This is a genomic window from Methanobrevibacter sp. (assembly GCF_045120835.1).
GTDB lineage: Archaea > Methanobacteriota > Methanobacteria > Methanobacteriales > Methanobacteriaceae > Methanocatella.
Window position 1 is genome coordinate 17809 of sequence record NZ_JBGVFE010000046.1, and the last position, 14733, is coordinate 32541.

Here is a 14733-nt window from a genome sequence, read left to right on the forward strand (position 1 = left end):
AACATTTATATACTATAAAATTTATACAGTTACTTGTACTAGTTAATTTGATGTTAACTCGTATAGCTTTTTTAAAAAAATATAATTTTATACAAATTAAATATTTTTTAAAAAATAAATGAACTTTAGAAAATGATTTTAATAAGGCTTTTTATTATTAAATTTGATCTTTATTAATTTAATGATAAGTTAATCTTAATCTAATTTTTAATTTAATACCTTTATCATTTTAAATGAAATATATCCAATGATAAATTAGTTAAATAGTTAATTAATTATAAAAATCAGGTGATATCTGTTTAGGAAATTTTTAATACTGGTGAAAAAATGGCGACGAAATCAATAACGTATTTTAGTATTCTACTTGTTGGTCTTGTACTTTCTTTGGGAGTAGTAAGTGCAAGCGAAAATTTTACTGACACGAGTGATGTTTTAAGTGTCGATGAAACTCCGATTGATGAAATTTCTTCTTTTTTTGAAAATGAAGTCCCTCATGAACAAAAAGGGCAACAAAGCGTATCTGAAGGTGAAGAATCATTAACAGACCTTCAAAATTTAAGGGACAAAAGTGACGCAGGTTCCAAATTAAATTATTCAGGAGCGACAAATTTATTAAAGGCTGCTGATACTGCAAATTTGTTATCAAGTTCATATAATAATTTAAATATTGAAAAATCAAATAATTTTAGGGATGATATTTTAGGCGTTAGTGAGAATGAATCGATTTTAGGTGATATTAGGTATGTCAATGCCGATACTTTTGAAGAACTTAATAATGTAGTATCCCAATGTAAAAATGGGGATATAATAGATTTACAAGGAAATACTCTTCATGGTAATATTTTAAATGTAAATGCCAATGTTGAGATTACTATTGCAAATGGTGTTTTAAAGGCTGATTCTCAGTTGGGGAACTATAAATTTATTAAATGTATATTGGAAAATTTGACATTGATGAATTTTGCCACCGAAGCGGGGACTGCCGTAAATTATTGTACCTTAAGAAATGTTCATTTTGATAATTTTACATCTCAAAAAAGTGTTGATATTGCAATAAGGTATTGTAATTTAGATAATGTTAATTTTACTAATTGTCATTCTTTAATGGCTGTAGACCCAGCTGGGGAAGATTTTGAAAATGCAGTAATGATTGTAACTTACAATTCAACTTTCAATAATTGTCATTTTATTAACTGTTCTTCAAATAGGCATTCAGGTGCAATTTGTGTTGCAGGAGCAAAAGGCAATGTTGTTAACATTACCAACTGTGTATTTGACAATTGTACTTCCGGTGTTGGAGGGGCAATATACCTGCATGGTACCGGTCTTTCTAAAGAACTTCACAGTAATATTATAAACTGTACTTTTACAAATTGTCATGCAACAGAATGGGGTGGAGCAATAGGTTCCAGTCAGGATTATCTCAATGTTGAAAATTGTGATTTTATTAACAATACCGCTAAACAGGGTGCCGCTTTCATGGTTGGTGGAATTACCCATGGTTTGGATGGTGATAACTCTGAAGGTAATTATAATATTATGAAAAATTGTTATTTCTTCAACAACACCGGTTCCCAAGAAGGTGGAGCTGTACATATAACAGGTCATAACAATACAGCTATTGACTGTACTTTTGATGATAACTTTGCTATCAACGGTAAGGGAGCGGCTATATATGTGAAAGGTGATCATGCTTCCGTTATCAATTCTATATTTACCAATCATGATTCGGAGATGGGAACTGTATATGTAGAGGGTAACTACTTCAATTGTACCCATTCCACCTTTAAGGCCAATCACGCATCTCATGGTGGTGCAGGTATTTACGTGGAAGGAAACGATACTTATGTATTCAACTCTGAATTCAGAAACAATAATGCTTCAATGCATGGTGGTGCTATCCACACAATTGGAGATCATGCAAGAATTTTAAATAGTGAATTTAGAGATAATCATGCTCTTCCAAGTTCAGATGATCCTAATTACGGATTGGGTGGGGCAATCTATATTGATGGAAACCATAATGAAATTTCATTTTCAACCTTCAAGCATAATACCGCACGTAACGGTTCTGCAATATATAATAGGGGAGAAGACCTGCATTTGAATGATGATACCTTCGAAAATAATCAGGCATGGAGTTATTTCCTGTTCACCGAAGCTAAACCTTCCGAACAGTATTGGAGTGATGATCTGGAATTTTTAATCAATGTTACACTTATTGCCGGAGATAACCTTATAAATGCTATATATAATGATTGGCATAGCCCAACCCCTCAGGGTGTTGTGGATGAAATCTATTTCCATAATGTAACATACACTCTCAAACCGAATAAACTATATCCGACAGGCATAAAAACCACTACCGATGCTGAAGTTCATCCTGTTTTAGGAGTTGAAAACAGTAATGGTGGAGCTGTTCTCTATCAGGATGCACGTGAAGATAATCAGGTAATCAATGTCAATGTTACTTATGCCGGCAATAAGGTATTTGAATACAAGGACAACACCGACATCTTCGGTAATGTTTTGATTGCACTTAAAAAGGAAAATCTCACAGAAGGTGAGTTCCATCCGGGAATTTACTATGTAGAGGCTAATCACCCGGACGATTACATTTATACTGCAATTCACAACTCCACTACATTTAAGGTATTGCCTCATGTTGATGTCAGCATTACAAAAACCAGTGACAAGGACATTTATATTGTCGGAGAAAATGCAGTGTTTACCATAACAGTTCATGGAGTAGGTACAAATGCCACCAATGTGGTTGTAAAAGACATTCTTCCGAAATCATTAAAATATGTGGATTCTCATGCAACTAAAAATGCTTATAATTCCACAACCAATGAATGGTATATCGGATTTTTGCCTCACGGCAAAAACGAAACATTGACATTGACAGTTAAGACTACAGAATTAGGTACTTTTGACAACGTTGTGACTGTAAACTGTACTGAAAAAGATTGGAACCAGTCAAACAATAAAGATAACAAGACTATCCATGTAAATCTCTACTATACCAAGGAGGCTAATGTAACCAATGTATCCGCAGGCGAAAACCTTGAATATTATTTGAGAGTTTACAACATTGGGAGTGAAGATTACACAGAAGTGATCCAAATTCGTGATGTATTGCCTAAAGGAATTAAATATTTGAATGAATACACAATTGACGGCGGAAATGTGGTTAGATATGTTAAACACGATGACTACCAAATCTGGTATGTAACAAATATAACTGCCCATGATTATCTTCAAATAACCGTTAAATGTCAGGCTGTAAATGAGGGTGTTTGGAACAATACAATGTATGTAGGCGATTGTCCTCCGGTAAACGCTACCGTAAATGTAACTATTAATGCTGATTTGAGAATTATCAAGACCGTTTCAGTTTATAAGGTTAAAAAAGGTGATATCATCAACTGGACTTTAACTGTCATTAATTACGGTCCTAGTGATGCTGCCAATGTTGTCGTAACTGATATTATGCCATATGGCTTGGAAATTGCAGGTTCTCCAACTGTTCCTGACGGCACAACATTTAATAGGCAAAATAAAACATGGATTATTGGTGATTTAAAGGCTAAAGATAGGATTCAATTAATAATTCCTACAAAAGTTACCATATCCGGCATTAATATTACTAACGAAGCTATTGTAAACAGTACAACTCCAGATCCAAATCCTAATAATAATTATGATAATGAAACAGTAGAGTTCTATCCTGATGTGAGCATTCAAAAAAATGTATCATCTAAAAAGACTCACCAGGGAGCAGTAATTTCCTGGACTTTAACAGTAACCAATCATGGTCCTGGAAATGCTAACGGGGTTTATGTCATTGATCGCCTACCTTCAGGATTAAGATATCAAAATTCAACTAAAGCCAAAGGTGAAGAATACAATCCGGCTACTGGCAGATGGTATATTGGTGATTTGGCTGAAAATGAAACCGTAACTTTAGTCATTAACACTTTAATTACAAATTATGATGGATTTATATCTAATAATGCTACAGTTTATGCTGATGATGACGGCAATCCTGAAAACAATTACGCTGAGAATTTCACTGAAGTGATGCCTGAAGCGGATGTAGGTATTGTAAAACTGGTCTCTGATAAGAATCCTAATAGGGGAGATGTCATTACCTGGACTATAATTGTTAAAAATTATGGCCCTTCAGATGCTAAAAACGTTCGTGTAACCGATATCTTGCCTGATGGTTTAATTTTCATCGGTTCTGATGGTGATTATGATTATAAAACTGGTATTTGGAATGTTGGGGATTTGGCTAGTGGTCAGCCTAAATCTTTGGTAATTACAACCGTTGTAAACATTACTAATAAGACTATTGTTAATGTTGCTAATGTAACTTCTGATACTCCGGATTCAAATAAGACAAATAATGTAGCTAATAATACTACTGATGTAAATCCTGAAGCGGATTTGGAAATAGTTAAGTTGGTTTCAAACAAGAATCCTCACAGGGGGGACACTATTACTTGGACGATTATTGTCTCTAATAAGGGTCCTGATGTTGCTTTAAATGTTCGTGTAACTGATAAGTTGCCTGATGGTTTAATTTTCATGGGTTCTGATGGTGATTATGATTATAAAACTGGTATTTGGAATGTAGGTAATTTGGCTAGCGGTCAGCCTAAATCTTTGGTAATTACAACCGTGGTAAATATTACAAACACTACCATTAGAAATGTTGCTAATGTTACCAGCGACACTTATGATCCTAACCAAACCAATAACAATGCCAACAATACCACTGATGTTGACCCTGAAGCGGATTTGGAAATAGTTAAATTGGTTTCAACCAAAATCGCTGAAAAAGGCGACATAATTACCTGGACTATAATTGTAACCAATAAGGGTCCTGACACTGCTTTGAATGTTATTGTAAAAGACAAGTTACCAACTGGATTAGAAGTCAAATCCTATTCTAAAACTAAAGGAATATTCGATAAAGATGATTTGGTTTGGCAAATTGCCAGCTTGGCCAAAGGCGAAAATGCTACATTGACCATTGATACTTTAGTAACAGTTTCAGACACTACATTAATAAACAATGTCAATGTAACAAATGACGTATATGACCCAAATAAAACCAATAATGAGGCAAATAACACTACCGATATTTCAAAAGAATTACCTGCCGATTTGGAAGTAATTAAGGTAGTATCAAATAAAAATCCTCACAGGGGAGATACTGTAACATGGACAATCACCGTAATAAATCACGGTCCGGTCAAGGCTTTTGATGTAACTGTAAGGGATAAGTTGCCTGAAGGATTGCAATTTGTTTCATCCAATGGTGCTTATGATAAGGATACTGGTATTTGGACTATCGGTGATTTGGATGATGGAGCGTCAAAATCATTAATAATAACTACTTTGGTTACTAAAACCAATGTCAATATTACTAACATTGCAGTAGTTAACTCCACTACTCCGGATAATAACACTGACAATAATAAGGATAATGATACCTGTAATGTTGACCCTGAAGCCGATGTTAAGGTAATTAAGACAGTATCTAATCCGAAACCTTCCAAGGGAGATACAATTACATGGACCATTACGGTTGTCAACTTTGGTCCTGATGCGGCAAAAGATGTTTTCGTATCAGAATACTTGCCTGATGGGTTAAAATTACTTTCCGCAAAAGAGAGCAAAGGAATATATGAAAATGGAGTTTGGACTATAGGAACTTTAGACAATGGTGAAATGGCAACCTTAACATTGACCACAAAAGTCTTAGTTTCACAGGGCACAATTGAAAATATTGTTGTTGTTAACAGTACCACTTATGATCCAAACATGTCAAATAATAAGGATATTGAGTTCACCAATCCTAAGGATTCCTCAGAAGATGACGATGATGAGGATGATAATTACAATCCGGATTATGATAAGTATAAAGGCGAAGGTGACATCGATGAGGATTCAAATTTAGATAAACAGTCCAAATCAGTTTCAAATCCTAAAATGCATGCTACTGGAAATCCAATACTCATTGTTCTTTTAGCATTGCTGGCGGCTGTTGGCATATCCTTGAGAAGAAAAAATTAAAAAACATGATGGGAAATTCAATTTCCCTATTTCTATTTTTTTACATTATTTTAACTTTCAATTTAATTGAAAGAAGCCATTATAATTTTATAGTTTTTTTTACAATACTCTTTTTAAATTGACCATATCTTTTAAAATATTTTTCATTAACCTATTTTCACAGAAAAGTTTTTTCAAGATGCATATCAAACTACTGAGTTTTGTTATACAACATTATAAAAACAATCAACTAAATATATAGTTATGATTAATTGAATTGTGTGATTAAATGAAAAGTGATAATGTAAAAAAAGGAATTCAAAGAGCTCCACACAGATCCCTGTTAAGGGCATGTGGACTAGATGATGATGATTTCGATAAGCCATTCATCGGAATAGCCAACAGTTTTACAGATATCGTTCCTGGCCACATTCACCTCAGGGAACTTGTCGAATTTGTAAAGGACGGAATCATAGCTGCAGGAGGCATTCCATTCGAATTTGATACCATGGCGGTTTGTGACGGTATCAGCATGAACCACGAGGGCATGAAATACTCACTGCCATCACGTGAAATCATTGCAGCTACTGTCGAATCCATGACAAAAGGCCATGCATTTGACGGTTTGGTATTGATTCCAAGCTGTGATAAGGTAGTTCCTGGAATGATTATGGGCGCTGCACGTGTCAACGTTCCAAGTATTGTTGTCACCGGCGGCCCGATGGCATCAGGAAAATACAATGGAAAACCTGCCGATTTGATTACAGTCTTTGAAGCTGTCGGCGCTCATTCTGCAGGCAAGATGTCTGATGAGGAAGTGCTTGAACTAGAAAAATGTGCCTGTCCAGGTGCAGGAAGCTGTTCCGGTTTGTTTACTGCAAACACAATGGCATGCATAACCGAAACTTTCGGACTGTCCCTTCCAACCTGCGCTACAACACATGCAAGAACAGAGGAAAACAACAATATTGCATTTGAATCAGGAAAACAGATAATCAAGCTTGTTGAGGATGACATCAAACCATCCGATATCCTGACTCAGGAGGCTTTCAACAATGCCATTGCGGTTGACATGGCACTGGGCGGCTCATCAAATACTGCACTTCACATACCTGCAATTGCAAGTGAAGTTGAAGGTGCAAGTGTTGATTTGGCATTGTTTGATGAAATTTCAAGAAACGTGCCTCATATTGCACTTATCTCCCCTGCCGGAGAGGATTCAATGATGGATTTGCACTTGGCCGGAGGTATCCAGGCAGTTCTTAAAACCTTGGGGGACAGGATTGATACAAGTCAGCTAACAGTAACTGGAAAGACAATCGAAGAAAACCTCAAAAATGTTGAAAACAAAAACACTGAGGTAATTCATACAATGGACAATCCTGTTCATGCCGATGGAGGCATTGCAATTCTTAAGGGTAATCTTGCACCTAACGGCAGTGTAGTTAAAAAGGGTGCGGTTGCAGATCACCTCATGCATCTTAAGGGACCTGCTAAGGTTTACAATTCAGAGGAGGATGTCACAAAAGCTATATTTGACCATGAAATTGATGAGGGGGACATAGTGGTCATTAGGTATGAAGGTCCTAAAGGCGGTCCTGGAATGCGTGAAATGCTGAATCCGACATCTGCACTTGCAGGAATGAACATCAAGGATGTGGGATTGATAACCGACGGCAGATTTTCTGGAGGCACACGCGGACCATGTATAGGTCATGTATCTCCCGAAGCAAGGGAGGACGGACCGATTGCAGCTATCCGAAACGGTGATATAATAGAAATAGACATTGAAAACAGACTGATTAATGTGGAATTGTCTGATGAAGAAATTTCCAAAAGATTAAAAGAGGTAAAACACCCTGAAAGCGATGTTTCCGGATGGTTGGCATTATATCAACAACTGGTTCACTCAGCAGATACCGGAGCCATTTTAAGGTAGTGTTATAATGGAAATTTTAAAATACTCTGAAATTGATTTGACCGAGACAATAAAAAGGTCAGAAGAAGATGTAAACAATGTTTTAGACATTGTATCAGATATTTTGGATAATGTCAAAATCAATAAAGATCAAGCTATTCGTGAATATACTGAAAAATTTGATGGAGTTCTAATAGAAAATCTGAAAGTATCCAAAGATGAAATTGAAGAGGCATATGATACATTAGATGATGAACTGTTGACTGCCCTTAAAAATGCTGCATCGAATATTGAAAAATTTCACAAAAGACAGATTCCAAGTGAGTGGGAAATGGAAGTGAACCCGGGTGTTGTTGCAGGCCAGATTGTAAGGCCAATCAATTCTGCCGGATGTTACATACCTGGGGGTAGGGCGGCCTATCCTTCATCAATATTGATGACTGTAATTCCCGCAAAAATCGCTGGGGTCAAAAAGGTTGTATGTGTAACGCCACCGCAAAAGGATGGCAAGATTCTCGATGCCATTTTGGTAGCTGCAGATATTGCAGGCGCAGATGAGATTTATAAGGTTGGAGGTGCACAGGCTATAGGGGCACTGGCTTATGGAACCGAATCCGTGCCTCGAGTAGAAAAGATTGTAGGTCCGGGAAATATATTCGTTACTGCCGCAAAGAAATTGGTATATGGTCAAGTAGATATAGAGTTTCCGGCAGGCCCATCTGAAGTGCTTATTTTAGCAGATGAAACTGCAAATCCTGAATTTCTCGCAACCGACATATTGGCACAGGCAGAACACGATCCAAATGCATCATGCTTTTTGGTTAGTGATTGTGAAGAGTTAGCTATTAAAACAGATGAATTTGTAAAAGAATTGACTGAAACTGCACCAAGGCGTGAAATCATTGAAGAGTCATTATCAAAAAGTGGAAAAATCATTATCACAGACACATTCGAAGAGGCTATTCATGTAACCAACGAATATGCTCCAGAACATTTAATCATATCCACAAAAGATGATGATGAAACATTATCACACATCAACAATGCAGGCTCAATCTTTTTAGGTCCTTACTCTCCTGTTGCAGCGGGGGATTACGGATCCGGAACAAACCATGTATTGCCTACCGGCGGAGGAGCCAAGATGTATTCAGGATTGTCCACCGAGGCATTTATTAAAAAACCGACAGTTCAAAGATTAACAAAAGAAGGTTTAAAAGAGCTTTCTAAGACTTCCGTTCCTATTGCGGAGTATGAAGGTTTCTTTGCTCATGCAAATTCATTTAAAAAACGATTATAATAGTTAAATGTAACTATTATAATATTTAACTTTTTTTTAGACTAGCAGTATTGTTTCGAGTGTTAGTCCGGTTATCTTTGCTATTTCTTCTATTCCTTTTTCATGATTCGAATTCGTATTTTCTGTTAACCTTAAATTACTTTCATGAATACTTTTTAGGTTTCAAAGTCCATATTTTAGTAAATTGCTTTAATCAGCTATTTAAAACAGTTTTTCAACATCAATAAATTTTGAAACGGAATTTCTGAGGAATTTGGTTGAGAGCACTCCTACAATTGCTCCGAATATTGTAAATACTATTGCAGCATATCCTGAAAACATCACGTAGCTGAATGTAAATCCTCCGGATAATTCAACGATTGTGCCGCTTAATAATCCTAAAACCAATCCAGTAAATATTCCTACAAGTCCACCGTTGATTAGATCCTTAAATGATGCGAATATTCCAACGATTATTAAAAGACTTATGAAGAATCCAACTGGATATAAGTCGGTAGGTGACATTCCAAGCAATAGGGAAAATATTATGCTTAGAAGTGATGAGAATAGAATTGAAATTAAAGTGAAGAGGATGACTTTTTTCAATTGGATTGTATATTTGATTCCTTCAAATGACTGGATATCAAAAGTGATAGGTTTTCCGCATTCAGGACAGAAATCTACATTATTATCATAAATTTTTGTATTGCAATGAGGACAGGTTTCTTTTGGCTTGTCTTCAGATTCTTTTTTTGATGCAGCATCCTTTTCCTCTGTTTTTTCTTCTTTTTCTTGTTTTAAAGGTTCTTCTTTTTCAGATTTTTTTTCTTTTTTTTCTGGTTTTGAAGATTTTTCATCCTTTTTTTCTTCGTCCATAATTTTTTCACCGCATTCAGGACAGAAGATGGATTCATCATCTATTTGACTGCCGCATTTTGGACAGAGGTTTGGTTTATTTAATTTTGCACCGCAGAGATTGCAAAAATTACTGTCTTTTACTTCTTTTCCGCATTCAGGACATTTTACCATTTTTCATTCCCCTTTTTTATTATCAATTTATTCACTAATTAAATCTTGGAACTTATAATATAAATATTTGTTAGTATTATATAGGATAAAAAATAAAGTAATATACACAACTTATATATTTTGGTGATTTAATGAATGTCGATAAGCATGTCTTATTTCTTATTGTAATTATAGGTATTATTTCAGCAGGTATTGTTGGGGCCACTGTTATGAATACCGACACTTCCATGAAACAAGAGGTATTCGATGGCATGACCGTATCTGTTCCTGCTGATTCAGAGTTTGTAAAAGTAGGTGACGGGGTTTATAAGGACAGTCATTACGGAATCACAATCAACACATTCAAAAACAACGATTCCATGATTGATTTTTTAAAGAATTCTAAAAAATCTAAAATAATTCCTATTGAAAATCAACCTCCTCAATCTGTTGCATTTAAAAAAGGGGACACAATAAACATATTGGTGACTAATGGTAATGAAGGACTTTCTGTAAGTACAAAGGATGGAGATCTAACCTCCAAAATCGCTAACAGTATCATTTTCAGCAACAATCATAAAAGCCAAAAGTCCAACGGTTTAGGTTTGGTAAAACCGCACATGAACATTCATCAGGATTTCAATTTAATAATGATTTTGGTTGCTGATGTGGATACTAAAATATTCAACACAGCCATTTTTGAAGATAATCTGAACGTATTTGTCGATGAGTACAATGAGGATTTAGGCCAGGATGGCGTAAGTGATGATGCATCTTCCAACGGCGAATCAGATGAGTACGTTTCCGATGTCAAAAATTCAGACGACTTGAATAATGTATTGAGTGAGAGTTCCGATTCTTCATCAGACGATTCCTCTTCCGGAAATGATGATGATGATGCAGCCCAAACCACTGTAGTTGACGACAATAGCAATGATGCTTCCTCAAGTGATGATGTTGCTCAGGCCAGTGGGGCTGATGAGCCAAGCAATGTTGCTTCAGATAATGATGTTGTAAGCTCCGCTCCGGACACTTCATCAGCACCTGCCAGTTCATCTCCTTCAGGCAGCGGATCTTCCAGTCAACAGGAATTGTCATTTGATGACTGTCAAAAATTGGCTGAAAAGGAAATAATGTCACATCCGGATTTAGCAATTGACGATAAGGATCATGATGAGATTCCTGACTGTTATGTGTTCTTTGTCATTGACATGGACAACAATAAAATCGGGGAGATAACAGTCAATGCCTTGACAGGCGATGTTGATCTGGACAGCAATTTAAAAAGCATTCTCTAATTCTAGAGAATCATTTTTTTATTTTTTTTTAAATTTTTTCTTAAATTCTATTTTTTCACATACTTTTATAAGACATTAAAACCAAATTAGATTTATAATGAAAATTTTATTTTTATTATTTATTTTTAAAACCTCGAGGTGAATAATTTGCAAGGTTTATTAAACGATTGGAGAAGAACAAATTATGCCAGCCAATGCAATCCGGAAATTGCAGGAAGTGACGTTACCATCATGGGATGGGTACATGAAATCCGTGATTTCGGTGGAATCATGTTCGTCATCATCCGTGATGTGACCGGCAGAGTTCAGGTAACAGCTCCAAGCAAAAAAGTAGACGAAAATATAATGGAAGAATTAAGAGAATTCAGAAAAGAGTCAGTTGTAGCAATTAAAGGTTTAGTACAGGAAGCCGGAAAAGCACCAAACGGTGTTGAAATCATTCCTAAAGAAATAAAAATCTTAAACCTGGCCAATCAACCTTTACCGATGGATCCAACTGAAAAAGTTAAGGCAGGAATCGACACAAGACTGGATTCAAGATTTTTGGATATCAGAAAGGAAAACGTGTCAGCTATCTTCAAAATTAAAGGTCAAATGTTTCATACCATTAGGGATTTCTTCTATGACAATGGATTTTATGAAATCAACACTCCTAAACTTGTAGCATCAGCTACAGAAGGAGGAACTGAACTGTTCCCGATTACTTACTTTGAAAAAGAGGCATTCCTCGGCCAATCCCCTCAGCTATACAAGCAGATGATGATGGCTTCCGGAATGGACAAGGTATTTGAAATCGGTCAGATTTTCAGGGCAGAAGAGCACGATACACTCAGACACTTAAACGAAGCGGTTTCAATAGATGCAGAGGTATCATTTGCCGATGACGAAGACGTAATGAAAATACTAAACGACATGCTTATCAATGTCTTAAAGGATGTCAACGAAAACTGCGCCGACGAATTGGAAATCCTAGGTCATGAACTTGAAGTTCCAAAAGGCGATTTCCCGGTTGTTACCTATGATGAGGCCGTTGACATTGTAAACTCCAAGGATGTTTCAATGGAATGGGGTGAAGACCTCTCCCGTGAAGCTGAAAAGGCATTGGGAGATACCATGGGTGGATTCTACTTCCTCACCAGATGGCCTTCTGAAATCAAGCCGTTTTATGTAATGCCTGTTGAAGGCGAAGAGATTTACTCTCATGCATTTGATTTAATGTATAACAATTTGGAATTATCTTCAGGCGCTACCCGTGTACACCAGTATGACTTATTGGTAAAACAAATCGAGGAACGTGGTCTCAACCCTGCAGGATTTGGAAGCTACTTGAAGGCATTCGAATACGGTATGCCTCCTCATGCAGGATGGGGTGTAGGTGCCGACAGACTGACCATGGTACTTACCGGTTCTGAAAACATCCGTGAATGTGTACTCTTCCCAAGAGACAGACACAGATTAACTCCATAATCATGAAAGAATACGATATAGCTATTATTGGCGGAGGTCCTGCTGGAATCATGGCTGCAATTGCCTCAAGCAGGACTTCACGTGTAATATTGCTTGAGAAAAACGCTTCACTAGGTCGAAAGCTACTTTTGACCGGTGGAGGAAGGTGCAACATTACCAACGACAAGCCAATAAAACAGCTATTAACTTTTTTTAACAACAGAAACTTTTTAAAGCACTCCTTTTACTCATTTACAAATGAAGATTTGTTTTCACTTTTTGATTTTGAATTTATTGCAGAGGAGGACAACAGGGTATTCCCGAAATCCGGAAAATCACGGGATGTTCTTGATGCATTATGTGATTTGCTTGAGAATGTGAGTATAACTTATAACTTCGAAGTTAAAAGCATTTCAGATGATTTTGTCATTAATGATTGCATAAAGGCAGATAAGATTATCATAGCTACAGGTGGTGTAACCTATCCTCAGACCGGCTGTGGCATTGAAAATTATGCATTGACTCCCCAGCCCATTACAGATATTAAATATGGTCTTTCTCCATTGATAACCAAAAGGGACCTCTCGGATATAGCCGGCATAACGCTTTGGGATGTTGTTATAAGTTATAAGAAGTCAAAAGTTCGGGGAAATGTCCTGTTTTCTCATGTAGGCCTGACCGGGCCGGGAATTATCAACATAAGCAATGAAATCTCACAGGACATAAGTTATGACTTATCTGAGTGCGAACCCGAGGTTGATTTGGAGATAGCTATTGATTTGTGTCCTGAATTTTCACATGAGGATTTAAGGGACAGGTTCACAGTCGACTTTCAAAAGAGGGGCAAAACCCATCTTAGGAATTATCTGAAACTGTTTCTTGCAAATAATTTTGTCGATTTCTTTTTGGATGATATTGATATTGACGGCGATTTGGAATTGTCCAGAATCAATAAGAAAAGTAAAAACCGTCTGGTTGAAAAATTGAAAAGATACGCTTTTGAAATAACAGGTTTTAACAGTGATTTGGCAAAGATTACCATTGGAGGCATTGATTTGGATTATGTTAATGCGAAAACAATGGAGTCAACTTCAATTCCCAATCTGTATTTTGCCGGGGAAGTCTTGGATTTGCATGGTCCTACCGGAGGCTATAATTTAAAGATTGCGTTTTCAACAGGATATCTGGCGGGATTGTCCGCCAGCTTAAAATAGTTGGTTGGCCATCAATCTAAATTTCAATAAAAAATCAGTTTTATCTAATGTGAAAGAATACTCCGACCTCTTTAGGTTGGAGATGAATTTCACAAAAAGAGGAGCATATTTTTTTCATATTTTTTTTTAATAATGATTAGTTTTCAAATGCTCTCTCACTTTCTTTATATATGTATTATAATCATATATACTTTTTGTAGAGTGTTTACTTATTAAAATCTCCTAAATTTGGAGTTTTTTTTATAGATTTAATGTGAAAAGGTGTTTTTAATGGTTGATGTTATGACTTGTAAGTGTCGTATTAATCCCAATTGGGATATGAAGATTGCTTTTTGGGATACTTTTGGAGCTTCCCGTTTTGTTAGCAATAATGTTAGACAAAAAGTCAGACAAGCAAGAATTCACAACAAAATAATCGATAAAAATTATCCTGAATCAAAGGATGAAAAAATTAAGATAAATCGAAGCTTTTATAACAATTGTCTGCGTGAATTAAAGCATGAAAAT

The 14733-nt window shown here is 36.1% G+C and carries 8 protein-coding genes; 7 read left to right on the plus strand and 1 reads right to left on the minus strand.

What is annotated here, in order from left to right; all coding sequences use genetic code 11:
- Positions 1–327: 327 nt before the first annotated feature.
- From ACJMLO_RS05170 to hisD, 3 genes are all read left to right on the plus strand, one after another.
- The gene (locus ACJMLO_RS05170; RefSeq protein ID WP_405294591.1) at positions 328–6087 is read left to right on the plus strand and encodes a hypothetical protein; all 5760 of its coding nucleotides are present in this window, start codon (positions 328–330) and stop codon (positions 6085–6087) included.
- A gap of 268 nt (positions 6088–6355) precedes the next feature.
- Complete coding sequence (gene ilvD, locus ACJMLO_RS05175) at positions 6356–8005, plus strand: dihydroxy-acid dehydratase (RefSeq protein ID WP_405294593.1); 1650 nt, start codon at positions 6356–6358, stop codon at positions 8003–8005.
- A 7-nt stretch (positions 8006–8012) separates the two neighbouring features.
- Entirely contained in the window at positions 8013–9281 is a 1269-nt protein-coding gene (gene hisD / locus ACJMLO_RS05180; protein ID WP_405294595.1) for a histidinol dehydrogenase, read from the plus strand.
- Between the two features lie 201 nt (positions 9282–9482).
- On the opposite strand, the gene ACJMLO_RS05185 is transcribed toward hisD, so the two are convergent.
- Positions 9483–10289: a zinc-ribbon domain-containing protein gene (locus ACJMLO_RS05185; protein WP_405294597.1), complete on the minus strand. Its 807-nt coding sequence runs from the start codon at positions 10287–10289 to the stop codon at positions 9483–9485.
- 131 nt (positions 10290–10420) lie between these two features.
- On the opposite strand from ACJMLO_RS05185, the gene ACJMLO_RS05190 reads away from it, so the two are divergent.
- From ACJMLO_RS05190 to ACJMLO_RS05205, 4 genes are all read left to right on the plus strand, one after another.
- Entirely contained in the window at positions 10421–11566 is a 1146-nt protein-coding gene (locus tag ACJMLO_RS05190) for a hypothetical protein (protein ID WP_405294599.1), read from the plus strand.
- Positions 11567–11713: 147 nt separating this feature from the next.
- On the plus strand, positions 11714–13033 hold the full coding sequence (aspS, locus tag ACJMLO_RS05195) for an aspartate--tRNA(Asn) ligase (protein WP_405294601.1): 1320 nt from the start codon (positions 11714–11716) through the stop codon (positions 13031–13033).
- Between the two features lie 2 nt (positions 13034–13035).
- Complete coding sequence (locus ACJMLO_RS05200; RefSeq protein WP_405294602.1) at positions 13036–14226, plus strand: NAD(P)/FAD-dependent oxidoreductase; 1191 nt, start codon at positions 13036–13038, stop codon at positions 14224–14226.
- A 270-nt stretch (positions 14227–14496) separates the two neighbouring features.
- A partial coding sequence (locus ACJMLO_RS05205) for a hypothetical protein (RefSeq protein ID WP_405294604.1) occupies positions 14497–14733 on the plus strand: 237 nt, incomplete at its 3' end.